The sequence below is a fragment of the Xylophilus sp. GOD-11R genome (assembly GCF_033546935.1).
GTDB lineage: Bacteria > Pseudomonadota > Gammaproteobacteria > Burkholderiales > Burkholderiaceae_C > Xylophilus.
The window spans coordinates 4,058,030-4,084,248 of the sequence record NZ_CP137854.1; the positions used below are offsets into that span (position 1 = coordinate 4,058,030).

26 protein-coding genes are annotated in these 26,219 nt (G+C 66.7%); 12 read left to right on the forward strand and 14 right to left on the reverse strand.

Annotation, left to right across the window (positions count from 1 at the left end):
* The first annotated feature begins 119 nt into the window (after window positions 1–119).
* Window positions 120–791: a histone gene (locus R9X41_RS18745; RefSeq protein ID WP_318631955.1), complete on the forward strand. Its 672-nt coding sequence runs from the start codon at window positions 120–122 to the stop codon at window positions 789–791.
* A 57-nt stretch (window positions 792–848) separates the two neighbouring features.
* On the opposite strand, the gene R9X41_RS18750 is transcribed toward R9X41_RS18745, so the two are convergent.
* The 7 genes from R9X41_RS18750 to R9X41_RS18780 form a co-directional block, all read right to left on the reverse strand.
* Window positions 849–1,742, reverse strand: a complete 894-nt coding sequence (locus tag R9X41_RS18750) for a carbohydrate kinase family protein (RefSeq protein WP_318631956.1) — start codon at window positions 1,740–1,742, stop codon at window positions 849–851.
* 48 nt (window positions 1,743–1,790) lie between these two features.
* The gene (locus R9X41_RS18755; RefSeq protein WP_318631957.1) at window positions 1,791–2,996 is read right to left on the reverse strand and encodes a zinc-ribbon and DUF3426 domain-containing protein; all 1,206 of its coding nucleotides are present in this window, start codon (window positions 2,994–2,996) and stop codon (window positions 1,791–1,793) included.
* Between the two features lie 40 nt (window positions 2,997–3,036).
* On the reverse strand, window positions 3,037–3,927 hold the full coding sequence (prmA, locus tag R9X41_RS18760) for a 50S ribosomal protein L11 methyltransferase (RefSeq protein ID WP_318635272.1): 891 nt from the start codon (window positions 3,925–3,927) through the stop codon (window positions 3,037–3,039).
* A gap of 11 nt (window positions 3,928–3,938) precedes the next feature.
* On the reverse strand, window positions 3,939–5,288 hold the full coding sequence (accC, locus tag R9X41_RS18765; protein WP_318631958.1) for an acetyl-CoA carboxylase biotin carboxylase subunit: 1,350 nt from the start codon (window positions 5,286–5,288) through the stop codon (window positions 3,939–3,941).
* Window positions 5,289–5,293: 5 nt separating this feature from the next.
* Entirely contained in the window at window positions 5,294–5,755 is a 462-nt protein-coding gene (gene accB / locus R9X41_RS18770) for an acetyl-CoA carboxylase biotin carboxyl carrier protein (RefSeq protein WP_318631959.1), read from the reverse strand.
* A 155-nt stretch (window positions 5,756–5,910) separates the two neighbouring features.
* A complete protein-coding gene (locus R9X41_RS18775) occupies window positions 5,911–6,474 on the reverse strand; it encodes a TlpA family protein disulfide reductase (protein WP_318631960.1) in 564 nt (187 codons plus the stop codon).
* Window positions 6,471–7,079, reverse strand: a complete 609-nt coding sequence (locus R9X41_RS18780) for a hypothetical protein (protein ID WP_318631961.1) — start codon at window positions 7,077–7,079, stop codon at window positions 6,471–6,473. The genes R9X41_RS18775 and R9X41_RS18780 overlap by 4 nt, the downstream gene beginning before the upstream one ends.
* Before the next feature lie 61 nt (window positions 7,080–7,140).
* Between R9X41_RS18780 and mpl the strand changes: the two genes are divergently transcribed.
* Window positions 7,141–8,535 carry a UDP-N-acetylmuramate:L-alanyl-gamma-D-glutamyl-meso-diaminopimelate ligase gene (gene mpl / locus R9X41_RS18785; RefSeq protein WP_318631962.1) on the forward strand — a complete coding sequence of 465 codons (1,395 nt, stop codon included), beginning with the start codon at window positions 7,141–7,143 and terminating at the stop codon, window positions 8,533–8,535.
* Window positions 8,536–8,548: 13 nt separating this feature from the next.
* Here mpl and R9X41_RS18790 read toward each other — a convergent pair whose 3' ends face one another.
* On the reverse strand, window positions 8,549–9,664 hold the full coding sequence (locus R9X41_RS18790; protein ID WP_318631963.1) for a 3-deoxy-7-phosphoheptulonate synthase: 1,116 nt from the start codon (window positions 9,662–9,664) through the stop codon (window positions 8,549–8,551).
* 313 nt (window positions 9,665–9,977) lie between these two features.
* On the opposite strand from R9X41_RS18790, the gene R9X41_RS18795 reads away from it, so the two are divergent.
* The 3 genes from R9X41_RS18795 to R9X41_RS18805 are packed head-to-tail and all read left to right on the forward strand — an operon-like array spanning window position 9,978 to window position 11,742.
* Window positions 9,978–10,658 (forward strand): CsgG/HfaB family protein, encoded by a 681-nt coding sequence (locus R9X41_RS18795; RefSeq protein ID WP_318631964.1) that lies wholly within the window; start codon window positions 9,978–9,980, stop codon window positions 10,656–10,658.
* Window positions 10,640–11,080 (forward strand): DUF4810 domain-containing protein, encoded by a 441-nt coding sequence (locus tag R9X41_RS18800; protein WP_412556626.1) that lies wholly within the window; start codon window positions 10,640–10,642, stop codon window positions 11,078–11,080. Before R9X41_RS18795 ends, R9X41_RS18800 begins: the two co-directional genes overlap by 19 nt.
* Entirely contained in the window at window positions 11,077–11,742 is a 666-nt protein-coding gene (locus tag R9X41_RS18805) for a DUF799 domain-containing protein (protein ID WP_412556627.1), read from the forward strand. Before R9X41_RS18800 ends, R9X41_RS18805 begins: the two co-directional genes overlap by 4 nt.
* A 41-nt stretch (window positions 11,743–11,783) precedes the next feature.
* Here R9X41_RS18805 and tldD read toward each other — a convergent pair whose 3' ends face one another.
* Genes tldD through R9X41_RS18830 form a run of 5 tightly spaced genes read right to left on the reverse strand, consistent with a single transcriptional unit; the run spans window position 11,784 to window position 18,063 of the window.
* The gene (gene tldD / locus R9X41_RS18810) at window positions 11,784–13,244 is read right to left on the reverse strand and encodes a metalloprotease TldD (RefSeq protein WP_318631965.1); all 1,461 of its coding nucleotides are present in this window, start codon (window positions 13,242–13,244) and stop codon (window positions 11,784–11,786) included.
* Between the two features lie 46 nt (window positions 13,245–13,290).
* Entirely contained in the window at window positions 13,291–14,499 is a 1,209-nt protein-coding gene (locus R9X41_RS18815) for an MFS transporter (protein ID WP_318631966.1), read from the reverse strand.
* Window positions 14,499–15,653: a rod shape-determining protein RodA gene (rodA, locus tag R9X41_RS18820; RefSeq protein ID WP_318631967.1), complete on the reverse strand. Its 1,155-nt coding sequence runs from the start codon at window positions 15,651–15,653 to the stop codon at window positions 14,499–14,501. The genes R9X41_RS18815 and rodA overlap by 1 nt, the downstream gene beginning before the upstream one ends.
* A 31-nt stretch (window positions 15,654–15,684) precedes the next feature.
* Window positions 15,685–16,380: a carbonic anhydrase gene (locus tag R9X41_RS18825; protein WP_318631968.1), complete on the reverse strand. Its 696-nt coding sequence runs from the start codon at window positions 16,378–16,380 to the stop codon at window positions 15,685–15,687.
* A 39-nt stretch (window positions 16,381–16,419) separates the two neighbouring features.
* The gene (locus R9X41_RS18830; protein WP_318631969.1) at window positions 16,420–18,063 is read right to left on the reverse strand and encodes a SulP family inorganic anion transporter; all 1,644 of its coding nucleotides are present in this window, start codon (window positions 18,061–18,063) and stop codon (window positions 16,420–16,422) included.
* 183 nt (window positions 18,064–18,246) lie between these two features.
* Here R9X41_RS18830 and R9X41_RS18835 point away from each other — a divergent pair, with 183 nt between their 5' ends.
* The 7 genes from R9X41_RS18835 to ruvC all read left to right on the forward strand — a co-directional run bounded on the left by R9X41_RS18835 (window position 18,247) and on the right by ruvC (window position 25,071).
* The gene (locus R9X41_RS18835; RefSeq protein ID WP_318631970.1) at window positions 18,247–18,837 is read left to right on the forward strand and encodes a YqiA/YcfP family alpha/beta fold hydrolase; all 591 of its coding nucleotides are present in this window, start codon (window positions 18,247–18,249) and stop codon (window positions 18,835–18,837) included.
* A gap of 57 nt (window positions 18,838–18,894) precedes the next feature.
* On the forward strand, window positions 18,895–20,970 hold the full coding sequence (locus R9X41_RS18840; protein WP_318631971.1) for a ribonuclease catalytic domain-containing protein: 2,076 nt from the start codon (window positions 18,895–18,897) through the stop codon (window positions 20,968–20,970).
* Window positions 20,971–20,984: 14 nt separating this feature from the next.
* Window positions 20,985–21,827 (forward strand): energy transducer TonB, encoded by an 843-nt coding sequence (locus tag R9X41_RS18845; RefSeq protein WP_318631972.1) that lies wholly within the window; start codon window positions 20,985–20,987, stop codon window positions 21,825–21,827.
* Entirely contained in the window at window positions 21,817–22,689 is an 873-nt protein-coding gene (gene aroE, locus R9X41_RS18850; protein WP_318631973.1) for a shikimate dehydrogenase, read from the forward strand. The genes R9X41_RS18845 and aroE overlap by 11 nt, the downstream gene beginning before the upstream one ends.
* Window positions 22,686–23,435 carry a transglycosylase domain-containing protein gene (locus R9X41_RS18855; protein WP_318631974.1) on the forward strand — a complete coding sequence of 250 codons (750 nt, stop codon included), beginning with the start codon at window positions 22,686–22,688 and terminating at the stop codon, window positions 23,433–23,435. The genes aroE and R9X41_RS18855 overlap by 4 nt, the downstream gene beginning before the upstream one ends.
* Window positions 23,436–23,569: 134 nt before the next feature.
* A complete protein-coding gene (locus R9X41_RS18860) occupies window positions 23,570–24,448 on the forward strand; it encodes a hypothetical protein (protein ID WP_318631975.1) in 879 nt (292 codons plus the stop codon).
* 74 nt (window positions 24,449–24,522) lie between these two features.
* On the forward strand, window positions 24,523–25,071 hold the full coding sequence (gene ruvC, locus R9X41_RS18865) for a crossover junction endodeoxyribonuclease RuvC (protein WP_318631976.1): 549 nt from the start codon (window positions 24,523–24,525) through the stop codon (window positions 25,069–25,071).
* Window positions 25,072–25,101: 30 nt separating this feature from the next.
* Here ruvC and R9X41_RS18870 read toward each other — a convergent pair whose 3' ends face one another.
* Complete coding sequence (locus R9X41_RS18870) at window positions 25,102–26,109, reverse strand: isopenicillin N synthase family dioxygenase (RefSeq protein WP_318631977.1); 1,008 nt, start codon at window positions 26,107–26,109, stop codon at window positions 25,102–25,104.
* Window positions 26,110–26,219 lie beyond the last annotated feature (110 nt).

Below are 26,219 nucleotides of genomic sequence, written 5' to 3' on the forward strand. Positions count from 1 at the left end.
CGGAGCGGCAGGCGTTCCTGCGTTCATGAGGTTGAAGCCATGCGCTTCAATCTCATGGATCATTCCGTCGCCAAGAATGCGACCGGAGTGCTCTTTGTAATGTGACCAAGGAGAAATAAATGGCAACTGCGAAGAAATCGGCCGCCAAGAAGGCCGCCCCAGCGAAGAAAGCCGTAGCCGCCAAAAAGGCAGCACCGGCCAAGAAGGTCGTAGCCAAGAAGGCAGCAGCACCGGCGAAGAAGGCCGCAGCTCCCGCCAAGAAGGCGGTCGCGAAGAAGGCTGCACCTGCCAAGAAGGCTGCACCGGCAAAGAAGGCCGCTCCGGCCAAAAAGGCTGTTCCGGCGAAGAAGGCCGCTCCTGCCAAGAAGGCCGCACCGGCGAAAAAGGCTGCGCCTGCGAAGAAGGCCGCACCGGCAAAGAAGGCTGCTCCCGCCAAGAAGGCTGCACCTGCCAAGAAGGCTGCACCGGCGAAGAAGGCCGCTCCTGCCAAGAAGGCCGCACCGGCGAAGAAGGCTGCGCCTGCGAAGAAGGCCGCTCCTGCCAAGAAGGCTGCGCCCGCGAAGAAGTCCGCTCCGGCCAAGAAGGCTGCACCAGCGAAGAAGGCTGCGACCCCCCCTGCCCCTGCGCCTGCACCGGCGAAGAAGGCAGCTCCCGCCAAGAAGGCTGCACCGGCAAAGAAGGCGGCTGCTCCGGCGGCTGCACCTTCGAGCGCGGCAGCGGTCTCTCCGGCAGCGCAGACCACGCTCAACCCGCAGGCCGCCTGGCCTTTTCCGACCGGCACCAAGCCCTGATCGGAACGAGACGAAAGTCTCTCGCCCGATGCCTCCCGGCATCGGGCTTTTTTTATGTCAAAGAACGCCGTCGAGCTGGTAGTTCTGCGGTCCACGCTGGGCGATCTTGGCAGCGCCCACCCGGTTCCCCAATTCGGCGCAACGCACCAGCTCCCAGCCCTGCTCCAGGCCGAACAGCAGCGCGCCACGCCAGGCATCGCCACAACCCGTGGGATCGACCACGGCCGCGGCCTGCACGCCCGGCACATGGGTGCGCTGTCCGTCGATCCAGATCTCGCAGCCCTCGCCGGCCAGTGTGACGATCACGCCCCGGACCTTCTTCGACAGCTCGGCCAGGCTCAGGCCGGTGCGCTCGCACAGCATGCGGCCTTCGTAGTCGTTGACCGTCACCCAGCTGGCTTGTTCCACAAACGCCAGCAGCTCGGCACCGCCGAACATCGGAAGCCCCTGTCCCGGATCGAAGACGAAAGGAATGCCGGCTTCGGCGAACTGCGCCGCGTGCTGCAGCATCGCATCGCGACCGTCGGGCGAGACGATGCCCACCTTCACATCGGCCCGCGCCTCGATGCGCGTGACATGCGCCTGCATCATCGCGCCCGGATGAAAGGCGGTGATCTGGTTGTTGTCGCGGTCGGTCATGATCATCGCCTGCGCCGTGAACGTGTCGTCCACTTCCCGCACATATTCGGTCGAGATGCCGAGTTCCTTCAGCCGTGCGATGTAGCCGGCGCCGTCCGTGCCCACCGTGGCCATCGGCAGGGGCGTGCCGCCCAGCGCACGCAGCGCGTAGGCGATGTTGCCGGCGCAACCGCCGAAGTCGCGGCGCAGCGCGGGCACCAGGAACGACACGTTGAGGATGTGCAGCTGGTCCGGCAGGATCTGCTCGGCGAAGCGGCCCTCGAAGGTCATGATGGTGTCGAAGGCGAGGGATCCGCAGATGATGGCTGCCATGAAGAATCGTCGGTGAGTAGATAGAAACGAACGGCCGGAACGTGCCGCTCAGGGATAGAAAGCCAGCACACGGTAGCCCGCCACCCGGTCGGCGGCCAACGGGGCCTGCAATTGCACCGGCAGGCTGCCGCTCCACGCACCGCCGGCAGCGAGCACGGGCTGCGCGCGCAGCTCCGAAGGCTCGAGCACCCGGCGCAGGAGGGTCTGGTCCTGGGTGTCGGTCAAGGTGAGCTCCAGCGCCGGCATCGCCAGCGCGACCGGGGCCGTGTTGCGCACCTCCACCTCGAACTGGAACAGGCTGGCGCTGATCTTGTTGAAGGCCGAACTGTCGATCACGATCGCATCGACACGTCGCAGGGGAGCGACCACGCATTGCAGCGGAACGCACAGCGATTCGAGCATCGGTCGAAGTCCCGGCAGATGGGCCGCCAGCCGATCGCGTTCGGCCCGGGCGACCTGCAGCGCCAAGGCCCCGATCAGGAGCAGGCAAAGACCGGCACTGGCGAGCACCACCGCGGGCCGCTGCCAGAACGCCCGGCGCTGCGCCACCCGAATAAAGCTCAGATCGTTCAGCGTCGCGGCCGCATCGCCCGCCTCGGCCTGCGCCCGGGCCTCGGGCGTTCCCGCATCGGGCGCTGGAGGCACGAAGGCCGGCTGGTAGAGCGACTGTTGCGGCTCGTCGTTGTCGGCGGTCTGGAGCAGTAGCGCGGACGGAACCTCGTCGTCGATGTCGAAGGACTCGTCTTCTGCATCCTGCACCGCTTCCGGCCGTTGCGGCGGCGCCTCGCCGTTGAGCACGATGCGCGCAGCGGGGGAGCGTCGCAGCCAGACGGCGGCGGGTTCGTCCGGGCGCTGACGAGCGGTCGCCGGCAGGGGTGACGGCACTTCGATCGGCTTTTCGATCGAGTCGTAGGGCGAGCCGTGGGCCACTTCCGACGCAGAGAGATCGGACAGAGCCGCGGGAGCTGACTCTTCGAGCGAAAAATCTTCACCAAAGGCGCGAGGACGGGCGGTCGTCGAGGTACCCACGACGTCGGACGCTTCGACTTCGGTCAGTTCAACGCGGGTGTCGTGGTCGGCTCCCATGCGATCCGCGCCGTCCCCGACCGGCTGCCCGATCGGCTTGAGATGCGCGGACGCGTCGAACACCTCGCCACATTGGCCGCATCGCACCCAGCCGTCGGAAACCTTCAACTGGTCTGGAACGACCTTGAAGATCGTCGCGCAGGATGGGCAGCGTGTGGACAGGCTCATGGACTCGCCGATTGTAGGCAGCGCGCCGCGCCGCCCGCGCTCATGCGGGCCGCCGGGCCGTCATCAGGATCCAGCCGTCTTCCTCGTCCGCGACCGACAGGGTCAGGTAGGGGGCGTAGGCCTCCACGAGTTCGTCGGCCTGCCGCGACAGGATGCCGGCCAGCACGAGCGATCCACCGGTCTCGACGTGGGCGCACAGCAGCGGCGCCAGCACCTTCAGCGGCGTGGCCAGTATGTTGGCCAGCACCGTGCGGTACGCGCCACTCGCCGCATCTGGCAAGCCCGCATGCAGCGTCACGCCGTTGGCGCTGGCGTTGTCGACGGTGGAGCGGACCGCCGCTTCGTCGATGTCGACCGCATCCACCGGATCGGCACCGTGCAGCGACGCGCCGATGGCCAGGATGCCGGAACCGCAGCCGTAGTCCAGCGTGCGGCCGAGCCCGCCGGCCGGTGCGTTGGCGATCCAGCGCAGGCACATGCGCGTGGTGGGATGCGTACCGGTGCCGAAGGCCAGGCCAGGGTCGAGCCGGATCACCCGACGGGCGGCTTCCGGCGGCTCGTGCCAGGTCGGCACGATCCAGAACTCGGGCGTGATCTCCACCGGCGCGAACTGCGACTGCGTGAGCCGCACCCAGTCCTGCTCGGCCACCGCCCGCACGTCGATCACGCTGCAGCCCTCGAAGAACTCCTGCGCCGCCAGCAGGCTCGCGGCCTCGCGGGCACCGGCTTCGTCCGGAAACAGCGCCGTCAGCCGCGAACGCTGCCAGCCCTCGCGCGGCGGCGGCATGCCCGGCTCACCGAACAGCGCCTGCTCGGCCGGCGTTTGCGCGTCGGCGTCCTCGACGCCGACCGACAGCGCATCCAGCGCTTCCAGCGCATCGCTCACCGCCTCGACGCCGTCTTCCGGCACCAGCAGCTGCAGTTCGTACAGGGACATCCCGGTCAGCGGTTGTGCGCAGCCAGCCACTCTTCCAGATAGTGGATGTTGGTGCCACCCTCCTGGAAGCGCGCGTCGACCATCACTTCGCGGTGCAGCGGCACGTTGGTCTTGATGCCTTCGATCGCCGTCTCCAGCAGCGCCGTGCGCATGCGCGCGATGGCCTGCTCGCGGGTGTCGCCGTGGGCGATGATCTTGCCGATCATCGAGTCGTAGTTCGGCGGCACGAAGTAGTTGGCATAGGCGTGCGAGTCGACCCGGATGCCCGGGCCGCCCGGCGCATGCCAGGTGGTGATCCGGCCTGGCGACGGGGTGAACTTGTACGGATCTTCCGCGTTCACCCGACATTCGATCGCGTGGCCGCGCAGCACGATGTCGCGCTGGGTGAACGGCAGCTTCTCGCCGGCGGCCACCATGATCTGGGTCTTGACGATGTCGACCCCGCTGATGAGTTCGGTCACCGGATGCTCCACCTGCACCCGGGTGTTCATCTCGATGAAGTAGAACTCGCCGTTCTCATACAGGAACTCGAAGGTGCCGGCGCCGCGGTAGCCGATCTTCTTGCAGGCGGCCACGCAACGCTCGCCGATGCGCTCGATCAGCTTGCGCGGAATGCCGGGCGCCGGCGCTTCCTCGATCACCTTCTGGTGGCGGCGCTGCATGGAGCAGTCGCGCTCGCCCAGGTACACCGCGTTCTTGAACTTGTCGGCGAGGATCTGGATTTCGATGTGGCGCGGGTTCTGGAGAAACTTCTCCATGTACACGGCCGGATTGTTGAAGGCGGCACCCGCCTCCGCCTTGGTCATCTGGATCGCGTTGATCAGCGCCGCTTCGGTGTGCACCACCCGCATGCCCCGACCGCCACCACCGCCGGCCGCCTTGATGATGACCGGGTAGCCGATCGCCTTGGCGATGCGCTTGTTGATCGTCGGATCTTCGCCGAGCTCACCTTCGGAGCCGGGCACGCAGGGCACGCCCGCGCGGATCATCGCCGCCTTGGCCGACACCTTGTCGCCCATGATGCGGATCGATTCCGGCGTGGGGCCGATGAACTGGAAACCACTCTTCTCGACCCGTTCGGCGAAGGCCGCGTTCTCGCTGAGGAAGCCGTAACCGGGGTGAATCGCCTCGGCGTCGGTCACTTCGGCAGCCGAAATGATGGCCGGCATGTTCAGGTAGGACAGGGCGGAGGGCGCCGGCCCGATGCAGACTGCTTCTTCGGCCAGCTTGACGTACTTGGCATCACGGTCGGCCTCGGAATAGACCATGACCGCGGTCACACCCATTTCCCGGCAGGCGCGCTGGACCCGCAGGGCGATCTCGCCACGATTGGCGACCAGGATCTTCTTGAACATCGCGTTCAGCCGATCACGAACAGGGGCTGGCCGTATTCCACCGCCTGGCCGTTCTCGGCCAGGATCTGCATGACCGTGCCGGTCTTGTCGGCTTCGATCTCGTTGAGGATCTTCATCGCCTCGATGATGCAGATGGTGTCGCCTTCCTTGACCTGGCTGCCCACCTGCACGAATGCGGCAGCGCCGGGGCTGGACGCGTGATAGAGGGTACCCACCATGGGCGACTTGACGATGTGGCCGGCCGGCGCCTCAGGCGCGGCGGCAGCCGCCGGAGCCGGGGCAGCGGCCACAGGCGCTGCGGCAGGTGCCACCGCTGCCGGGGCGACCGGCGCCGGCGCGTACTGCTGGACGACCGCTCCACCGCCCTTGACGATCCGCACCTTGCCTTCGGCTTCGGTAATTTCCAGCTCGGAAACATTCGATTCGGAGACGAGGTCGATGAGGGTCTTGAGTTTTCGCAGATCCATGGGGCACGGGCGCAACGAAGGCGCCGTTCAAAAAAACAGAGCGCGAATGTACCCTATCTCTGTACCCAATGGCGCTCAAAAGCGCTCTTTTCACTAGTCCGACGCTTAACTCAAAGCAATCCGCCCGAAATTCGGCACGCGAATCGCAACATCGATCAAATCCAGCTTGCCAGATCGGCTTCGGAAAGTTGGCCGATTTTACGATGAAGAAGATCGCCGTTAGAACCAAAAACCACGGTGAAAGGCAAGCCACCTTGCGCATTGCCCAAAGCACGCGACAAATCGGTTCCCTGCAGGCCGGCCATGCCGATCGGGAAACCCACCGGCCGACCCGAAAGGAATCGCCGCACAGAACTCGGCGTGTCGACCGCCAGTCCCAGCACCTTCCAGCCCTGTGCCGCTCGGTCGCGGGCGAAGCGGTCGAGCATGGGAAGCTCCGCCACGCACGGCGGGCACCAGGTCGCCCAGAAATTCACGATCAGGCGACGATTGGAGCGCAATCCCGCCAGATCCAGCGCCTGGCCGTCGGGGGTTTCGAAGGACTGCGCCCAGAGCGCATCACCCCGCTCCGCGCCGACCTGGCCCGCGCGCCAGGCGAACACGCCACCCGCCGCCGCACCGACGCCCGCCACGGCCGCGGCACCCCACCACAGCGCCCGGCGCCGCATGTTGCCGGCTTTCGTCGCAGGGGGGAGCTGGGGGTCGGGCGAAGGAATCATGGTGGCGGTGGCGCGTCGGTCAGGGAAGACATCACCTGCCGCAGCGCCGCGATGTCACCACGTGGCGTGCGGCCGCGATTGTCGAGCCGCAGCGCGCCGCGCAGATCGTCGAGATCGTAGACCATGAGATGAACCCCCACCACCACATCGAGTGCCGGCGACCTCGCAGCGATCGTCAAGGCCTCGACCGACTCGCCATGAAAGCCGGTGACGGTCTGCGGGTCGTAGTCGACGTGGTGGTCTATCAGGGAAATTTCGGCGGACTTGCAGTCGTCGCAGAACATCTGAATATAAATGTCCGACAGCCGTGTGGCGGTTCCGTGCCAGACAGCACCGCCGATATACGGGCGAAACTCCGCCATGCGGGCCATCCAGACCAGGGCGAGCTCGCGCAGCGCCCGCAGTTCGCCGGGCTGGGTATCGGCGCAGAAGATGGCGATGTGTTCGCGCACCGCGTCTTCCACCGTCTCGTTGTCAGGCAGTGGCGCCCGGCCCGACACGCCCAGCTGCCGGGCCGCGCGCCGCTTGGCCGGCCCATATTCCAGACCTTCCTCGACAACGATGCGGGCAGCGGCGGCGGCAATCTCGGCGGTGGCGGTTTCCATGGGCTCATTCTCCCCGCATCCGTCGTCCGGTGTCGTGACGGGGTCCGTAGAATTCCGCGCCATGCATATCCACATCCTCGGCATCTGCGGAACCTTCATGGGCGGCCTGGCCGCGCTGGCGCGCGAGGCCGGCCACCGCGTCACCGGCTGCGATGCCGGCGTCTACCCGCCGATGAGCGACCAACTGCGCGCGCTGGGCATCGAGCTCATCGAAGGCTTCGGTGCCGAACAGCTGGCGCTGGCACCGGACATCTTCGTGGTCGGCAACGTGGTGAGCCGGGCGCGCCTGTCCGACGGCACGCCGAAGTTTCCGTTGATGGAAGCGATTCTCGACGCCGGTGCGCGCTACACCAGCGGGCCGCAATGGCTGGCCGAGCACGTGTTGCAGGGCCGCCATGTGCTCGCCGTGGCGGGCACCCACGGCAAGACGACCACCACCGCCATGTTGGCTTGGATCCTGGAGCAGGCCGGCCTGCAGCCGGGTTTTCTCATCGGCGGCGTTCCGCTGAACTTCGGCGTTTCGGCCCGCCTCGGGGGCGGCCGCCCCTTCGTGATCGAGGCCGACGAATACGACACCGCCTTCTTCGACAAGCGCAGCAAGTTCGTGAATTACCGGCCGCGCACCGCCGTGCTGAACAACCTGGAGTTCGACCACGCCGACATCTTCGACAGCGTGGCCGACATCGAGCGGCAATTCCATCACCTGCTGCGCACCGTGCCCACCCGTGGACGGGTCGTATCCAACGGGGGCGAAGCGGCGCTGGAGCGGGTGCTGGAAAAAGGCTGCTGGAGCGAGCTCCGCCGATTCGGCCCCGTGCTGGCGGACTTCATCGCCGAAGGCGCGCCGGACGACTTCGCCGTCGTCGCCCATGGCCAGCCCGCGGGCCGCGTCCGCTGGGGGCTGACGGGTGTGCACAACCAGAACAATGCGCTGGCGGCCATCGCCGCGGCCGAACACCTGGGTGTCGCGCCGGCCGATGCCGCCAAGGCGCTGGGCAGCTTCCTGAGCCCGCGGCGTCGCATGGAGGTTCGCGGTGTCGAGCAGGGCGTGACGGTCTACGACGACTTCGCCCACCACCCCACCGCCATCCGCACCACGCTCGACGGCCTGCGGCGCCAGCTCGACCAGCAACCTGGCGAAAGGCGGATCCTGGCGGTGTTCGAGCCGCGCAGCAACACGATGAAGCTGGGGACCATGGCAGCTCAATTGCCTGAAAGCCTGCGCGATGCCGACGTGGCGTTCTGTCATACCGGCGGCCTCGACTGGGACGCGGCTGCCGCCCTGGCGCCCATGGGCGAACGCGGCCGCGCCGTCCCGGCCATCGGGCCGCTGGTGCAGCAAGTGGTCGCTGCCGCTCGGCCGGGCGACCACATCGTCTGCATGAGCAACGGAAGCTTCGGCGGCATCCACGACCAGCTGCTGGCCGGGCTACGCGCCAAGGGCCAGGTCTCCTAGCCCCGGCGGGGCATCAGCCTCGCCGAGCCGCCACGGCGTTGGAAAGAATCTCCAGCGACTGGAGCGAGTCGTCCCAACCCAGGCAGGCGTCGGTGATGCTCTGGCCGTACTGCAGTGCGCCGGCGTCGTCCTTGCCAGGCGTGAACTTCTGGGCGCCGGCATTCAGGTGGCTCTCCACCATCACGCCGAACACGCTGCGCGAGCCGCCGCCGATCTGGGCGGCGATTTCCTGGGCAACCGTCACCTGACGCTCATGCTGCTTGCTGCTGTTGGCATGGCTGCAATCGACCATCAGCTTGGGCGGCAGCCCGGCCTTCTCCAGGTCGGCACAGGCTGCGGCGACGCTCGCGGCGTCGTAGTTGGGCGCCTTGCCGCCGCGCAGGATCACGTGGCAATCCTTGTTGCCCTCGGTCTGCACGATGGCGACCTGACCATTCTTGTGCACCGACAGGAAATGGTGGCCGCGCGCCGCCGCCTGAATGGCGTCGGTGGCGATGCGGATGTTGCCGTCGGTGCCGTTCTTGAAACCGATCGGCGCCGAAATGCCGGAAGCCAGTTCACGGTGCACCTGGCTTTCGGTGGTGCGGGCACCGATGGCGCCCCAGGAGATCAGATCACCGATGTACTGGGGCGAGATCACGTCGAGGAACTCGCTGCCCGCGGGCAGGCCCAGGCGGTTGATGTCGATCAACAGCTGGCGCGCGATGCGCAGGCCTTCGTCGATGCGGAAGCTCTCGTCGAGGTAGGGATCGTTGATCAGGCCCTTCCAGCCGACCGTCGTGCGCGGCTTCTCGAAATACACGCGCATCACGATTTCGAGGGTGTCCTTGTACTTCTCGCGCTGCACTGCCAGGCGACGGGCGTATTCGACCGCCGCGACCGGATCGTGGATCGAACAGGGGCCGATGATCACCAGCAGGCGGTCATCGGTGCCGGCCATGATGTCGTGGATACGACGACGGGTGCCGGAGATCAGCGTCTCGACCGCGGTGCCGCGGATCGGGAAGAAGCGGATCAGATGTTCGGGAGGGGGCAACACGGTAATGTCCTTGATACGTTCGTCGTCAGTTCGGCTGGTCTTGTCGACGTGCGCGTACCAGGGTTCGCTGGCGGTGGTGGGGGCGTTCATGTGCGAGCTCCTTGTTGTTCGGACTGATCTGCGTCTGAAATCGGGAAAATCTGCGGAATCGGGCGGGACAAAAAAAAACCGCCGGGCTTTTCAGCTCGGCGGTTCCTGGGAAGAGAGTTTGCTTTTACGCGCGCGCTTCCGGTCCGCCGGTGGACGGAAACCAAAAATAAAAGACGTAGACAGCGCGGGAAGGCATAGAAAGCGAATGTAGCACACGCTCGCGACATGCCGCCAGACCGGTCGTCAAAAAGCCACGGGCTGCCTCCTCCATAATCGCGCACCCGTATTTGCAGGCGGGGCAGAAAGACATTTCATGAAGTCATCGTCGCGAGTGCATGCACTCACACTGAGCATCGTTTTTGCAGCCGCCATCTCCGGTTGCGCCACCGAGTCGTCGCGCTCGCTGCCGGTTGCGCAGGTCAGCACGGCCAACCGGCCCACGAACGGCCCGCGCGCACCCATCGCCGTCGGCAAGTTCGACAACCGCTCCAGCTACCTGCGCGGCATCTTCTTCGACGGTGTCGATCGTCTCGGCGGCCAGGCCAAGACCATCCTGGTCACGCATCTCCAGCAGACCAACCGCTTCGACGTGCTCGATCGCGACAACCTGCCGGAACTCAAGCAGGAAGCCGGCTTCAAGGGCACGACCAACCAGTTCGCCGGGGCCGACTACATCGTGACCGGCGATGTCACCGAGTTCGGACGCAAGGAAACCGGCGACCACCAGCTGTTCGGCATCCTGGGCCGGGGCAAGGAGCAGACCGCCTATGCCAAGGTCAACCTGAACATCGTCGACATCCAGACCTCGCGCGTCGTCTATTCAACGCAGGGCGCGGGCGAATACAGCCTTTCCAACCGGGAAGTCATCGGCTTCGGCGGCACCGCCAGCTATGACTCCACGCTCAACGGCAAGGTGCTCGACCTTGCCATCCGCGAAGCGGTGGAAAAACTCGTCGCGGCGGTCGACACTGGCGCGTGGAAACCGGTGCGGTGATGCGGGGCGGCATTCTGTCTTTCGCCTCGCGTTCCGTCCGCGCCGCCACCGGCCTTGGCATGCTGGCAGCGGCCTGCACCCTGGCCGGCTGCGCCCATCGCACCGAGTCACTGTACCAATGGGAGAACTACCAAGCACAGGTCTACCAATACCTCAAGGGATCGTCGTCCGATCCACAGGCGCAGATCGCGGTGCTGGAGCAAGACTTCCAGAAGATCCAGGCGCGACAGCGCAAACCGCCACCGGGTTTTCACGCCCACCTCGGGCTGCTCTACGCCACCATCGGAAAAGACGACCAGGCGGTACAGCAGTTCCAGACCGAGAAGGCCCTGTTTCCCGAATCCACCGCCTTCATGGACATGCTGCTAGACAAGGCCAAGGCCAAAACCAAGACCGGCGCGGGCAAGGAGGCGTCGCTGTGACCCGCTCGAAAACCATCGCCGCCCTCATGGCCCTCGCGGCCGCAATGCTGACCACCGGCTGTGCCGCGCCGCGCTCTGCCGTCGACTACGCCGCATTCCGCTCTACCCGGCCGGCATCCATCCTCATCCTGCCGCCGCTCAACGAGTCGCCCGACATCAACGCCAGCGCTGGCATGCTGGCGCAGTTGACGATGCCCCTGGCCGAGTCCGGCTACTACGTCCTGCCGGTAGCACTCGTGGCCGAGACCTTCCGCAACAACGGACTGGATTCGCCTGCCGAAGCCCAAGGCGTGGCAGCGGGCAAACTGCGCGAGATCTTCGGCGCTGACGCCGCGCTCTACGTGAAGGTCACCAAATACGGCAGCACCTACACCGTGCTGAGCAGCCAGGCGGTGGTCGCGGCCGAAGCGCGTCTGGTCGACCTCAAGACGGGCGCCGTGCTATGGAACGGCACTGCTACCGCGTCCGACGCGGAGGGCCGGAACAGCGGCGCCGGTGGCATCGTCGGGCTGCTGGTCACCGCCGTGGTCAAGCAGATCGTCGGCAGCCTGTCGGATGCGAGCTTTCCGGTCGCGGGCATCACGAGCCAGCGGCTCGTGTCTGCCGGACGCCCCAACGGCATTCTGTACGGTCCGCGCTCGCCCAAGTACCTGAGCGATTGAGAGAACCAAGCGCCTGAGCGCCCGGCCGCGGCCGGTCTGGATCAGGCCGTGCCGCCGACCGTCAGGCCGTTGATGCGCAGCGTCGGCTGGCCGACGCCCACCGGCACGCTCTGGCCTTCCTTGCCGCAGGTGCCCACTCCCGGATCCAGCGCCATGTCGTTACCGATCATGGCGACCTTCTTCAGCGCTTCCGGACCGGCGCCGACGATGGTGGCGCCCTTCACCGGATACAGGATCTTGCCCTTCTCGACCCAGTAGGCCTCGCTCGCGGAAAACACGAACTTGCCGCTGGTGATGTCGACCTGGCCGCCGCCGAAGTTGGTGGCGTAGAGGCCTTTGTCGATGCTCGCGACGATCTCCTGCGGATCCATCGTGCCGCCGAGCATGTAGGTGTTGGTCATGCGCGGCATCGGAATGTGCGCATAGCTTTCGCGCCGGCCGTTGCCGGTGGGCGGCACGCCCATGAGCCGGGCGTTCATCGAATCCTGGATGTAGCAGCGCAGGATGCCGTCTTCGATCAGCACGTTGCGTTGGCTGGCGTTGCCCTCGTCGTCCACGTTGAGCGAGCCGCGACGGTCGGCGATGGTGCCGTCGTCGAGCACCGTCACGCCCTTGGCCGCCACCCGCTGGCCGATGCGGCCGGAGAAGGCGCTCGAGCCTTTGCGGTTGAAGTCGCCTTCCAGGCCATGGCCTACCGCCTCGTGCAGGAGGATGCCCGGCCAGCCCGAGCCCAGCACCACGGTCATCTCGCCGGCCGGCGCCGGCCGCGATTCGAGATTCACCAGCGCCTGCCGCACCGCGTCGTCCACATAGGTGGTGATCAGCGCGTCGTCGAAATAGGCCAGGCCGAACCGGCCGCCACCGCCGGCGGAGCCCACTTCGCGCCGGCCGCCCTGCTCGGCGATGACCGTCACCGACAGCCGCACCAGCGGCCGCACATCGGCCGCCAGGGTGCCGTCGGCACGCGCCACCAGCACCACGTCGTATTCGGCGGCCAGGCCCGCCATGACCTGCGCCACGCGCGGATCCTTGGCGCGGGCCAGTTGCTCCACCCGGCCGAGCAGCGCCACCTTGGCGTTGCTGTCGAGCGAGGCGATCGGATCGAGCTCCGGATACAGCGATCGGCTGCCGGCGATCTTGCGGGTCTTGACCTTGGCCTTGGCCGATTTCGATGCCTGCGAGATCGAACGCACGGTGCGTGCCGCGTCGAGCAGCGAGGCTTCGGAGATATCGTCGGAATAGGCGAAAGCCGTCTTCTCGCCGCTCACGGCCCGCACGCCCACGCCCTGATCGATGCTGAACGAGCCCGTCTTGACGATGCCCTCCTCCAGGCTCCAGCCTTCGCTGCGCGTGTACTGGAAGTAGAGATCGGCATCGTCGACCTTGTGCGAGCGAATCTCGGCGAGGGCGCGCGACAGGTGGGATTCGTCCAGGCCGAAAGGCTCCAGCAGCAGCCGCTGGGCGATGGCGAGGCGTTCGATGGTGGGTTCGCGGGAGATCATCGGGCCATTTTAGGGCGAGCCCATGCCCCTGCGAGTCGCCGCCGTATCAGGCCGGTCGGCGCCGGCGCCAGTGGCCCCACAGAAAAGGCAGCAGCGCGGTGAACAGCACGGCCACCGCCAGACCGAAAAGGCTGGCATAGACGGCGCCCGGGCTGCGCCCTGAGCGCAGGCCCAGCCGCGCCAGCCAGCCGTAACCCGCCGAAGCCGCCGCCATGCCCATGAAGACGAAGGTATTGAGAATGCCCAGCGCCCGGCCACGCACCGGTGCCGGCACCATCGTACGGCCGGCGGTCATGACGATCGGATGCAGCGTGCCGGCCGCCGCCAGGATGGACAGCAGCGCCACGCCCAGCAGCAACGACGTATCGGGCATCACCGCCAGCAGCAGGCCCGCAGCCATCGACACCAGCATGTTGCCGACGATCACCGCCGTGCTGCCGAAGCGCCGGGCGAGCAGCGGCAGCGCAAAGGCACAAGCGAAGGCGACGACGCTGATCGCCGTCATGGCGCTTCCCCGGCTCACCGGGTCGAGCCCGAACACGTCGGCCACATAAGGTCCGCCCCAGGCGTTGCGAAAGGTCGTGCCGGCCGCCATGCCCAGGCAAACCGGCACCAGTGTCCAGAGGGCGGGAACCTTCAGCAAGGCGAAGGTTTCCCGCAACAGCGTGGCTGCCGACGCCCCATGGGCCTCGGCATGGCCGCTGTCGTGCACCGTGCGCCACACCGCGACGCACGCGGCCGCCATGCAGCCCGTCGCCATCAGCATGGCCGGCCGCCAACCGAAGTGCTGTACCGCCCAGCCGAGCGGAGACGCGGCGAACAACACCCCCAACATGCCCAGCCCGTTGGAGATGGCAAGGGTTCGCAGGTAGACGCGTTCCTGCAGATGCCCGGACGCGTAATGGATCAGTCCGAGGAACACCGGAGCGCAGGCAACGCCCAGCCCGGCCTGTCCGAGCATCGCCCACACTCCCCCAGGCGCCGACGAAAACACCACGCCACCCGCAACGCCCACGGCCAGCAACACCGACGTGGGCCGCCCGACGCCGAGGCGATCGAAAGCCACACCGACCGGCACCTGGGCCAGCGCGAAAGCCATGAAGAAAGCGGAAGAAAGCGCGCCGAAGCCGGCTGGATCGAGCGACAGGTCGCGCGAAAGCTCGGGCGCCATCACCGCCAGGCAACTGCGGAAGAACTGGCTCATGGCGAACGCGCCGGTGAGCGCGGCCAGCGCCGGCCAGACGCGCGGCCGCATCAACCGGTCAGCGGCTTGCGCGAGCGCGCCACCGACATCAATATGCCGAGCCCCATCCCCAGCGTCACCATCGCGGTGCCGCCATAGCTGATGAAGGGCAGCGGCACGCCCACGACCGGAAGAATGCCGCTCACCATGCCCATGTTCACGAAGGCGTAGGTGAAGAAGATCATCGCCATCGCGCCGGCCAGCAGGCGCGAGAACAGCGTGGGGGCGTGCATGGCCAGCCACAGCCCGCGCAGCACCACGCAGCAGTAGCCGAGCATCAGCACCAGGTTGCCGGCCAGGCCGAACTCTTCGGAGAACGCCGCGAAGATGAAGTCGGTCGTGCGCTCGGGAATGAACTCCAGGTGCGTCTGCGTGCCCGCCATGAAGCCCTTGCCCCAGACGCCGCCGGAGCCGATGGCGATCATGCCCTGGATGATGTGGAAGCCCTTGCCGAGCGGGTCCTTGGTCGGGTCGAGCAGCGTGCAGATGCGTTGCTGTTGGTAGTCGTGCAGCACCGCCCAGCGCACACCCGAGGCGCAGAGTTGCGGCTCGAACCATACGATCAGCGCGATGCCGACCGCACCCAGCAGCAGCGGCGGCAACACCAGCTTCCAGCTCAATCCGGCAAAGAAGATCACCGACAGCCCGGCCGCCAGCACCAGCAGCGAGGTGCCGAGATCGGGCTGCTTCATGATCAGCCCGACCGGCACCAGCAGCAGCGCGCCGGCCGCCAGGAAGTCGAGCGGCCGCAACTGGCCTTCGCGCTTCTGGAACCACCAGGCCAGCATCAGCGGCATCGCGATCTTGAGCAGTTCGCTCGGCTGCACCGTCACGCCGAGGTTGATCCAGCGCGTTGCCCCCTTTTTGGTGATGCCGAACAGCGCTACGGCCACCAGCAGCGTCACGCCGACCAGATAGAGCGGCACGGCGGCCGACATGATTTTTTGCGGCGGCACCTGGGCGATCAGGAACATGATCCCGAAGGCCAGCAGCATGTTGCGGCCGTGGTCCAGAAAGCGGGTGCCGTGGTCGTAACCGGACGAATACATGGTCAAAAGCCCGGCGCTGCACAGCAGCAGCACGCCGGCGGCCAGCAGCCAGTCGAAGCCCTGGAGGAACGGCAGCAGACGCCGGGGCAAGGACGGCTTGTCGAAAACGGCAGACATCGACCGATTATCGGCCAAGGCCGTGCAGACCTCAGTCCGATTCGAGGCCCTGCGGCTGGCGCTTGCGGGCTGTCGGTGCCACGCCCGGTGCGTCGGCCGGTGTGTCATGGAACCTGATGCGGCCGGTGGCGATGTCGTAGACCGCCGGAACGATGCCGAGCTGCTCCTCTTCGACCAGCGCCCGGATCGCCGGGCTCTGCTCCAGCACCCGCGCCACGCCACGCCGCACGTTGCGCTCGGTCACCTGCGCCACCAGAGCCGCATTGCACGAGGTGCCGTCGGCATGCACCATGCGCCAGCCCGCGCTTTCGGCGGGCGAACAGATGTTCTCCAGCAAGGCCGTCAGGTGGCCGAGTTTCACGCCGTCGATCGCGCCGCGGATGGCGCCGCAACCGGTGTGCCCCAAAATCACGATGAGCTTGACCCCGACGACGGCGGCCGCGTATTCGAGCGAGCCCAGCACGGTGGTGCCGACCACGTTGCCGGCGTTGCGGATCGAGAAGACAGCGCCGAAACCCTGGTCGAACACCAGTTCAACCGACGTGCGCGAATCCATGCAACTGACGATGGCCGCAAAGGGCGTCTGTCCTTCCTTGGTTTTTTCCATCTGATCGAGAAGATCGCGCGGCTGGTGCAAGGCGGTCACGAATCGAAAATTGCCCTCTTTCAGGAACTGAAGCGCGTCGGCGGGCGAAATGTCGGCGGAAGATACGTCTCGGGTGTGCATGGCCAATCCAGTCAATATTTATCGGTGGTTCATGTCGAGTCAGTGCCGTAATTGCTTGAGCAGATCCTGTGAAACACCCGCCGTACGACGCGGCACTTCGTCGTGCGCGCTGATGACGCCATTGAGAATGTCGCGCTCGCTGGCGATCTTGGGCAGGTTGTATTGCTTGCGAAAACCGATCAAGGAAAGCTTGATCGAACGCTCGATGGCGCGCCCGCGCGCAAAATCGCGAATGATTTCCAGCACGTCGAAATCGATATATTCGGTATGCGACGCATCGACAATTACTGCCGAATGATCCGGCAACCGCTCCAGCGTCTGCTTGATGGACGCCTTATTGAGAAAAGAAACTTCCTGCGCCAGCGACAGCTTGATCAGGTCGCCGTTCACGAACGACGACCGCTGAAAATAATACGAAAGCCGGGCGTTCTGCTTCAGGATGAAGAATATCGAAACCAGCAGGCCGATGCCGACGCCGCGCAGCAGATCCAGAAAAACCACCGCCAGTACCGTCACCACGAACGGCACGAACTGATTGACCTTGTCTGCCCGCCAGATGCGTTTGAAAACCTCCGGCCGCGCCAGCCGATAACCGGTGAATATCAATACCGCCGCGAGTGCCGCCTTGGGAACGTGATTGAGCCAGGCCGGCACTGCGACCACGCAGGCCAGCAGCAGGATGCCGTGCACGATGGTGGACGCCTTGCTCCTGGCGCCGGCATTGATATTGGCGGAGCTCCGCACGATGACGCTGGTGATCGGCAAGCCGCCCAGCAATCCACAGAGGATATTGCCGATACCCTGCGCTCGCAGTTCGGTGTTGGCGGGTGTGATGCGTTTCAGCGGGTCGAGCTTGTCGGTCGCCTCGGTGCACAACAGGGTTTCGATGGACGCCACCACCGCGATCACCACGCCCGTCATCCAGACGCCCGGCTCAAACAGTCCGGCGAAGTCCGGCAGCGCGAATTGGCTGAAGAATTCCTCCGCCGAATTCGGGACCGGTAGCTGAATCAGGTGCGTATTGCCTTCCAGTGCAAATTCGGACTGGGCACTCTTGAGCAGCTGGTTGATGACCACACCGGCCACCACCACCAGCAAACCGACCGGGAACAACTGCGATTTCTTGAATGCCTTGGTGCTCCACAGCACCATCAGGGCCAGCCCCAGCGAAGAAATCAGCACGGCCCCCGGTTCGATATGCGCCACCAAGTCGGCAATATCCACAAAGGAAAACCCCGTCTCCGTTTCACCGAGAAAGGCCTTGCGATCGAAGCCCACCGCATTCTCGGCCTGGTGGATGACGATAGTGATGCCGATGCCTGCCAGCATGCCTTCGATGACATTCGAAGGAATATAGTCGGCAACGCCACCCATTTCAGCCGCCCCTGCCAGCAATTGCAGCACGCCGGCAATCAACACGGCGCAGAGCAGATAGGAGAACGGCATGGCCGACATGGCCGTGACCACGATCGCGATAAGGCCGGCCGCCGGCCCGCTGACGGAAAGCGCCGAACCCGAAAGCGTGCCCACCACCACACCACCGATAACGCCCGCCACGATTCCGGCGAAAGGTGAAACTCCGCACGCCTGGGCGATTCCCAGGCACAACGGCAATGCCACCAGAAAAACAATGAGGCCGGACAGCATGTCCCGGCCGAACCTTGCGAATATCTTATTTTCCATGGGCCCAGTCTGTGAGTGACAAAATCGACGCCTAGCGCGCCTCGGTCCATTCAGATTAGCCCAAGGAATCAAATCAGCCGATTATCGTTTTCCAATTAAAACAATCGCAACGCCCTGTTTTGCAGGTATATTTTTCGCGGAGTAGCCGCCATCAAAACCCCAGAAACCGACCCATTCGAAATCATGTCCGCCACCACGCACCTGCTCTACCTCCACGGGTTCCGCTCCTCACCGCAATCGGCCAAGGCCGTGCTGATGGCTGCCCGCATGCGCGAGCGCCATCCGCAGGTGGTCTGGTGGTGCCCGCAGTTGCCGCCGTCGCCGGCCGAAGCCATGGCGATGGTGGCCGCCGGCACGGCCGGATGGCCGCGCGGCGGCATGGCCGTCGTCGGCTCCTCGCTCGGCGGGTTCTATGCCGGCTGGGTGCAGGCCAGCACCGGTTGCGCCAGGGCGGTCCTCATCAACCCGGCCGTGCATCCGGCACGTGACCTGGCCCGCTACATTGGCGAGCAGACCACCTGGCACGACCCGGCAGAGCGTTTCTATTTCGAACCTGTCTTCGTCGACCAGTTGCGCGCTCTGGCCCATGCGCCGCCCGCCGGTCGCGACCGGGCGATGGCGTTCATCGCGCAGGGCGACGAGGTGCTGGACTGGCGCGAAATGGCCGCCTGGTGTGCCGGCGCGACCACCACGGTGCTGGCGGGCGGCGACCACGCGCTGAGCGATTTTCCCGATCACCTGCCCGCCATCGAAACATTTCTGGGCCTCGACTGACGCCGCGACCGGACGGGCGGCGTTTTTCGGCCTCGGCCAAATGGGACAATCCGCGCCATGTACGCATTGTTCGAAGAAGCCGGCAAATTTCTCGCCGGCCGCATCCTGTCCGAAGCCGAGTCGTCCGCCCAGGTGGAGCTCGCCTCGGGAAAGCGGGTCAAGGTCAAGGCCGCCAACCTGCTGCTCAAGTTCGAGAAGCCCGACCCTGAAAAGCTGCTGGCCGACGCCCGCTCGCTGGCCGAGGGCATCGAGCTCGAAATGGCCTATGAATTCGCGCCCGACGAGGAATTCGGCTTCGCCGAACTCGCGCAGGACTATTTCAGCGCCGCCGCCACCATCACCGAGCAGTCCGCCATGCTGGTGAAGCTGTTCGAGGCGCCGCACTACTTCCGCCGCGCCGGCAAAGGCCGTTTCCGCAAAGCGGCGCCCGAGATCGTGCAGCAGGCCCTGCTGGCCATCGAACGCAAGAAGGCGCAGGCCCAGCAGATCGCCGATTGGGCCGAGGCGCTGGCCGCCGGCCAGGCGCCGCAGTCGATCCGCGACGAGCTCTACAAGATCCTCTTCAAGCCCGACAAGAACACGTCCGAGTACAAGGCGGTGGTCGAAGCCTCCCGCGCCACCCAGACCGCACCGCTCGACCTGCTGCGCCGCGCCGGCGCCATCGCCTCGCCCTACCAGTTTCACTGGAAGCGGTTCCTGTTCGACCATTTCCCCAAGGGCATCGGCTTTCCGGGCTCGCTCGAAGCCCCGCCGGTTACCGAAGAGCTGCCGCTGGCCGAAGGCGTGGCCGCCTTCTCCATCGACGACTCGCAGACCACCGAGATCGACGACGCCCTGTCGGTGCAGGGCCTGGGCAGCGGCTCGGTCACCGTCGGCGTGCACATCGCCGCGCCCGGGCTGGCCTTCACGCCCGGCGGCGCGCTGGACCAGGTGGCGCGCCAACGCTTGTCCACCGTCTACATGCCGGGCCACAAGATCACCATGCTGCCCGACGCCATCGTGCAGACCTACACCCTGGGCGCGGGCCAGGCACGGCCCGCCGTGTCGCTTTACGTCACCCTGGACGAGGCCACGCTGGCAGTCACCGCCAGCGAGACTCGCCTGGAACGCGTGCCGGTGGTCGCCAACCTGCGCCACGACCGGCTCGACGACACCGTCACCGAGCAATGGCTGACCGACCCGGCCTCCCCGCCCGCCGCGCCGGCCCCGGAAGCCGAGGCGCTGCGTGCGGAGATGTCCTTCCTGTTCCGCCTGGCGCGCCATCTCAAGGCCGCACGCGAGGTGGTGCGCGGCAAGCCCGAGAACTTCAACCGGCCCGACTACAACTTCCGTCTCGAATCGGACACCGACAGCGAACCCGTGGGCGACGAGACGGTGCGCATCACCGTGCGCCGCCGCGGCGCACCGCTCGACCTGATCGTGGCCGAGGCGATGATCCTGGCCAACAGCACCTGGGGCAGCTGGCTCGGCGACCTGGGCGTGCCGGGCATCTACCGCAGCCAGGCCAGCATGGCGCCGGGCGTGAAGGTGCGCATGGGCACCAAGGCGCTGCCGCATGCCGGCATCGGCGTGCCGAGCTATGCCTGGAGCACCTCGCCGCTGCGCCGCTACGTCGATCTGGTGAATCAGTGGCAGATCATCGCGGCCGCTCGCCACGGCCGCACCGCCGCGCTGGCCGCACCCTTCAAGCCCAAGGACGCCGAGCTGTTCTCCATCATCTCCAGCTTCGACGCCGCCTACAGCGCCTACAACGGCTACCAGGCCGCCATGGAGCGGTTCTGGACGCTGCAGTACCTGCGTCAGAACGGTATTGCCGAGCTCACCGCCAGCGTCATCAAGGAAGGCCCGGCCGGCAGCCTGCTGGTACGCGCCGACGAGCTGCCGCTGGTGCTGCCGGTACTCGGCGCGCAGTCGCTGCCGCGCGGTGCCCGGGTACGGGTGAAGCTCGGCGAGATCGACGACATCGCGCTCGACGTGGGTGGCACCGTGGTCGAGCGGCTCGACGCGGCACCGGTCGACGAAGGCGACGATGCCGGAGCCGACGAGGAAGAAGCCATGGCCGCCGGCCCCATCGCCATCGCGGTGGACGTGGACGACGCCCAGCCGCAGGCCGACGCGCCCGCCGCCGCCTGATCCCCGGCCTCGACGTGCGCCGCCCCAGCCCTCTCCAGATCGCGCTCGGCGTGTCGGTCGGGCTGCACCTCGCCCTGCTGGCACTACGCTTCGGCGCACCCGAAACCTTCAACCGCGTCTTCCAGGACACGCCGCTGGAGGTGGTGCTGGTGAATGCGCGCAGCAACGAAAAACCGAGCCAGGCGCAAGCGCTCGCACAGGCCTCGCTCGCCGGCGGCGGCGAAGCGGCCTCCGGCCGGGCGACATCGCCCCTGCCGTACTCCGCCATCACCAACGCCGGCGACAGCGCCGACGAGGCGCGCCGCCAGATCGACTCGCTGATGGAGCGACAGGAACAGTTGCTGGCCCAGATCCGCAAGGAGATCGCCGCATTGCCCGTGCCCGACCCGCGCGCTTCGGCCGACACCCCCGACCGCGCCCAGCAGGAAGAGCGCCGCCGCCAGCTGGTGAAGCTGCTCGCCGAGATCGAGCGCCGGGTCAACGAAGAAAACGCGCGGCCACGCAAGCGCTACATCAGCCCGGCGACCCGCGAGGTGGCCTATGCGCTGTACTACGACCACCTGCGCCGCCGCATCGAGGACCGGGGCACCCAGTACTTTCCGGAAGCCGGCGGCACCAAGCTCTACGGCGAACTCACCATGGTCGTCACCGTGCATCACGATGGCCGCGTGGTGTCGACCGAGATCGTGCGCAGCTCGGGCAACAAACAACTCGACCGCCGCGCCGAAGCCATCGCCCGGGGCGCGGGCCCCTTCGGTGCCTTCGATGCCCAGATGCGCCGGGAGGTCGACCAGATCGTGATCGTCTCCCGCTTCAAATTCACCCGCGACGAAACGCTGGAAGCCCATGTCCGCTGACCCCTCCCAAGCCCTCCCCGCCGACCGCTACTGCGTGATGGGCAACCCGGTGTCCCACAGCCGCTCGCCGTGGATCCACGCGCGATTCGCCGAGCTCGCGGGCGACCGCATCGAGTACGGCGCGCAGCTGGTGGCGCTCGACGGGTTCGCCGACGGCGTGCGCGCCTTCATCGACGCCGGCGGGCGCGGCTGCAACGTTACCGTGCCGTTCAAGTTCGAGGCCGCGGCCATCGCCGACCGGCTCACCGACCGCGCCCGCATCGCCGGCGCGGCCAACACGCTGCGCTTCGAGAACGGCGAGATCCACGCCGACAACACCGACGGCGTCGGCCTGGTCAACGACATCGAACGCAACGCCGGTGTTCCCATCGCCGGGCGTGACGTGCTGCTGATCGGCGCCGGCGGCGCATCGGCCGGCGTGCTGGGCCCGCTGCTCAATGCGGGCCCGGCGCGGCTGGTGATCGTCAACCGCACCGCCGACAAGGCACGTGCCCTGGCCGACAGCCACCAACCCTTGGCCCGCGTCGCCGACACCCTGCTGCAGACACTGCCGATCGACGCGCTCACCCACCCCTTCGACATCGTCATCAACGCCACCGCCAGCAGCCTGGCCGGTGTCGGCGTGCCAGTGCCGGCTGCCGTGCTGCGCCCGGGCACATTGGCGATCGACATGATGTACGGCTCTGCCAGCCACAGCTTTCTTGACTGGGCGACCGCCAACGGCGCGGTGCCGCGCGACGGACTCGGCATGCTGGTCGAGCAGGCCGCCGAGGCCTTCTTCGACTGGCGCGGGATCCGCCCGCCGGCAGCCCAGGTGCTGGCCGAACTCCGCGCCGTCGTGGACGGCCAGGCCGCGCGATGAAGACGCTGGCGCGGTGGGCCGGACTCGCCGGCCTGCTGCTGCTCGCGCTCCAACTGTATTTCGCAGCGCGCATCGCCGTCATGGCCGTGGTCGACCCGTCTTCCACCGCCTTCCAGCGCTCCGAAGCCGCGCGCCTGGCCAAGGCCGGCGACACCGGCCGCTGGCGCCAGCAGACCGTCGCCTACCCCGCCCTGTCGGACAACCTCAAGCGCGCCGTGATCGCTTCGGAAGACGCTTCCTTCGCCCGCCACGACGGCGTGGAATGGCCCGCCATCCGCAACGCATGGCAGCGAAACGCACGCGCCGAAGCCCAGGCGGCGAGGCGGCTGGAGCAGGCCGAGGCCCGTGGCCGCGCGGTCGACAAACTGCCCGGAGCGCGCATCGTCGGCGGCTCGACCATCACGCAGCAATTGGCGAAGAACCTTTTTCTGACCGGCGAACGCAGCCTGCCACGCAAGGCCCAGGAGCTCGTCATCACCCTGATGCTGGAGGCGCTGCTGTCGAAGGAGCGCATCCTGGAGATCTACCTCAACAACGTCGAATGGGGTGAAGGCGTGTTCGGCGCCGAGGCCGCCGCGCAACATTACTTTCACAAGCCCGCCGCACGACTGAGCGCCTACGAGGCCGCGCGGCTGGCGGTGATGCTGCCGCGGCCGCGCTTCTTCGAGAAGATGCCGCAATCGGGCTATCTCTCCGCGCGGGCCGGCACCATCGCCGCGCGCATGGGCGGCGTCGAGCTGCCCTGATCTTTTCGGACACGGCGACACGGCTTCGGCCGCATCGATACGGCGACCGGCGACCGAACCAAGCTGGCGGGTCCCTGCCGGCGCATCGCTGCCGGCGCTCGCAACCTCGACTTCCGGTCTGACCGATCCGCACCATGTCCCTGCCCCCCCTCCAAAAACGCATATGGCTGGCCAAATACCTGCACGAGAACCCGGACGCTCACAAAATCATCATGACCGGTGCGGATCGGCCGCCCTCGTGTGACGCGACTGAAGACCTACCCCGCGACGCATCCCCACTCGCCTCCCTGCCCGGTGACGCCCCGGCGCACGCCGACCACGCTGCCTTCCTGCCGCCGCTACCCCCGCCTCCCCCGCTGCCCGCTTTCCTCCTGCACCTCGATGCGACCACCACGATGCTTGACACGACGATGGCCACCAGGCCCGGGCCCAAGCGCCGCCTCGACGACAACGCCTTGCAGCGGCGCGACGAAGCGCGGGTGCGCTTGCTCCAGGCAGAGCTGAGGTTCCGCGAGCTGATGAACGAGCCGGAAAACCGCATGGCGCAGGACCGCGTCATCACGCAGGCACAGGTAATGACCATGCGCGAAGAGCTCGCAAACGGGCCGGAAACCCGCATGGAGGAGGACCGCGTCATCGCGCAGGCAAAGGCGGCCATGGGTGGAAAACTCGCGGTCCGGGCCGCCAGACAAGCGGTTTCCAACGGCAGGCCGATTCCCCGCAAGCCCGACGGCACCGTCGACATCGGCAAGGCCAGACGTGACCGATACGATCAAATTGCATTCGGGTTCCGCATACCGGGCACCGACATTTACCCGTTCCGCCATAGGGGTGCAGACGGCCAGCTGCTTGGTGACCGTCGTGCCTATCTGGCCTACCAAGCGCGTGAGCGGGCCAGGAAGGTGGCCGACGAACAAGGGCGCCCGCGCTTCTACGACCCGGCCACGGGCGAGGTCGACATGAAAAGCTACCGAAAGATGCGCAAGGGGCGGTCAGCGCAAGCACGCAGTTGACTCCTGCGGCCGCCGGGCTGCCGGCCGGCTCGACAGGGACCGGGAGAGACCTGTCGAGCTTCTATGATCGCCCGATGAGAATCCTCGGCATCGACCCCGGCCTGCAGACCACCGGCTTCGGCCTGGTCGACGCGGACGGCCAGAAGCTGGCCTACGTGGCCAGCGGCACCATCCGCACCACCCACCTGGCCCTGGGCGACCTGCCCTCGCGCATCAAGGCGCTCTATGAAGGCATCCGCGAAGTGGCCCAGCGTTACCAGCCCGATGCGGCCACGGTCGAGATCGTGTTCGTCAACGTCAATCCCCAATCCACGCTGATGCTCGGCCAGGCCCGCGGCGCGTGCATCACCGCGCTGGTGTCCTGCGACCTGCCGGTGGCCGAATACACCGCGCTGCAGATGAAGAAGTCGGTGGTCGGCACCGGCCGCGCGGCCAAGAGCCAGGTGCAGGAAATGGTGATGCGCCTGCTCAAGCTGCCCGGCCTGCCCGGCACCGACGCGGCCGACGCCCTGGGCATGGCCATCACCCATGCGCATGCCGGCGCCTCGATGGCGCGGCTGGCAGGTATCACGGAGTTGTCGCGCAAGACGCACGCGATGTTCCGCAACGGGCGCAGCTACTGAACGAAGCCACCGCCCGACCGGCATACGCGATCAATACGCCTTGAAGTTCGCGGCGATGCGCTGGTTGAGGTAATCGCCTGCGCTGATCGGCGAGTACTTGCCCGTCGGGCTTTCGATCATCGCGTCGCGGTTGGCCTGGCAGAAGAAAGCCAGGCTGTAGCGCGGGCCCATGTATTCGCCCGGCACCGGGTTCTTCACGCGGTGGAAGTTCGACGGCAGCACGTCGTCGCTCCAGCGCATGAGCATGTCGCCGATGTTGCAGGTGATCACCCGCTCGTCCGGCTCGATCGAGGTCCATTCCTGCGCTTCCATCTCCTTGCCCGGGCAGACCTGCAGGCCGCCCTGGCCGGGGCGCTGGAACAGCAAGGTCAGGCAGTCGAAATCGGTATGCGCACCGGCGCGCCACAGGCCGAGCTTGTCCTGGAATTCCGCGGGAATCGCGTAGTAGTGCAGCAGGCGCAGCGTGCTCTGGTAGCTGGCTTTGCTGGGCTCGTGCGCGCGGGTGAAGAATTCGTCGTCGAAACCCATCTTGTAGGCGAAGCACGACAGCACCTTCATGCCCACCGCCCAGGCCTTGGCCTCGAAGTCGAGCATGGTCGCCTGGAAACCGGCCAGCTCCGCATCGCTCGGCCACAGGCCTTCCATGTGCGGGCGCGTGATCTGGTAGGACTCCTTCTGGTCGGGCGTGCCGGTGGACGGGCGCACCTGCGCCTTGCTCTCCCAGCCCACGTTCCAGGCCTTCTTGAGCGGGTACTGCGCCTTGACCGCGTCGGGCAGGGCGAAGAAACGCTCGGTCATGGCGAAGGCCTCGCGCACCTCGTCGAGGTCGATGCCGTGGTGCTCGATCTGGAAAAAGCCGACATCGATCGCCGCATCCCAGAGCTGGTCGGCGATCTCGTGCTTGCGAGTTTCGAAATCGCGCAGGTCGATGCGACGGATCTCCCGGGCGTTGGTCTCCGAACCCATCGCGCCCATGCGCGTTTCCTTCTGGATCTCGGCGAGCTGGTGTTCGGTATTGCTGTTGACGGCGGTGTTCATGCGATTCTCCTGTGTGGCGACACGTTGTGCGGGCGGGTGGGCAAGTCCGGCCGGAGGAACCGCGAGGCGCGAAAGCGCCGACGGTGGGCCGCTCCCGAAATCCTCCGGGT

Excerpts from the sequence above, each read along its gene's own strand:
- R9X41_RS18840 (WP_318631971.1), top strand. The coding sequence starts at position 18,895 with ATGTACGCATTGTTCGAAGAAGCCGGCAAATTTCTCGCCGGCCGCATC.
- mpl (WP_318631962.1), top strand. The coding sequence starts at position 7,141 with ATGCATATCCACATCCTCGGCATCTGCGGAACCTTCATGGGCGGCCTG.
- R9X41_RS18870 (WP_318631977.1), bottom strand. The coding sequence starts at position 26,109 with ATGAACACCGCCGTCAACAGCAATACCGAACACCAGCTCGCCGAGATC.
- R9X41_RS18855 (WP_318631974.1), top strand. The coding sequence starts at position 22,686 with ATGAAGACGCTGGCGCGGTGGGCCGGACTCGCCGGCCTGCTGCTGCTC.
- R9X41_RS18780 (WP_318631961.1), bottom strand. The coding sequence starts at position 7,079 with ATGGAAACCGCCACCGCCGAGATTGCCGCCGCCGCTGCCCGCATCGTT.
- ruvC (WP_318631976.1), top strand. The coding sequence starts at position 24,523 with ATGAGAATCCTCGGCATCGACCCCGGCCTGCAGACCACCGGCTTCGGC.
- rodA (WP_318631967.1), bottom strand. The coding sequence starts at position 15,653 with ATGTCTGCCGTTTTCGACAAGCCGTCCTTGCCCCGGCGTCTGCTGCCG.
- R9X41_RS18860 (WP_318631975.1), top strand. The coding sequence starts at position 23,570 with ATGTCCCTGCCCCCCCTCCAAAAACGCATATGGCTGGCCAAATACCTG.
- R9X41_RS18835 (WP_318631970.1), top strand. The coding sequence starts at position 18,247 with ATGTCCGCCACCACGCACCTGCTCTACCTCCACGGGTTCCGCTCCTCA.
- R9X41_RS18750 (WP_318631956.1), bottom strand. The coding sequence starts at position 1,742 with ATGGCAGCCATCATCTGCGGATCCCTCGCCTTCGACACCATCATGACC.
- R9X41_RS18830 (WP_318631969.1), bottom strand. The coding sequence starts at position 18,063 with ATGGAAAATAAGATATTCGCAAGGTTCGGCCGGGACATGCTGTCCGGC.
- R9X41_RS18795 (WP_318631964.1), top strand. The coding sequence starts at position 9,978 with ATGAAGTCATCGTCGCGAGTGCATGCACTCACACTGAGCATCGTTTTT.
- accC (WP_318631958.1), bottom strand. The coding sequence starts at position 5,288 with ATGTTCAAGAAGATCCTGGTCGCCAATCGTGGCGAGATCGCCCTGCGG.
- R9X41_RS18775 (WP_318631960.1), bottom strand. The coding sequence starts at position 6,474 with ATGATTCCTTCGCCCGACCCCCAGCTCCCCCCTGCGACGAAAGCCGGC.
- R9X41_RS18745 (WP_318631955.1), top strand. The coding sequence starts at position 120 with ATGGCAACTGCGAAGAAATCGGCCGCCAAGAAGGCCGCCCCAGCGAAG.
- tldD (WP_318631965.1), bottom strand. The coding sequence starts at position 13,244 with ATGATCTCCCGCGAACCCACCATCGAACGCCTCGCCATCGCCCAGCGG.
- accB (WP_318631959.1), bottom strand. The coding sequence starts at position 5,755 with ATGGATCTGCGAAAACTCAAGACCCTCATCGACCTCGTCTCCGAATCG.
- R9X41_RS18815 (WP_318631966.1), bottom strand. The coding sequence starts at position 14,499 with ATGCGGCCGCGCGTCTGGCCGGCGCTGGCCGCGCTCACCGGCGCGTTC.
- R9X41_RS18790 (WP_318631963.1), bottom strand. The coding sequence starts at position 9,664 with ATGAACGCCCCCACCACCGCCAGCGAACCCTGGTACGCGCACGTCGAC.
- R9X41_RS18755 (WP_318631957.1), bottom strand. The coding sequence starts at position 2,996 with ATGAGCCTGTCCACACGCTGCCCATCCTGCGCGACGATCTTCAAGGTC.
- aroE (WP_318631973.1), top strand. The coding sequence starts at position 21,817 with ATGTCCGCTGACCCCTCCCAAGCCCTCCCCGCCGACCGCTACTGCGTG.
- R9X41_RS18825 (WP_318631968.1), bottom strand. The coding sequence starts at position 16,380 with ATGCACACCCGAGACGTATCTTCCGCCGACATTTCGCCCGCCGACGCG.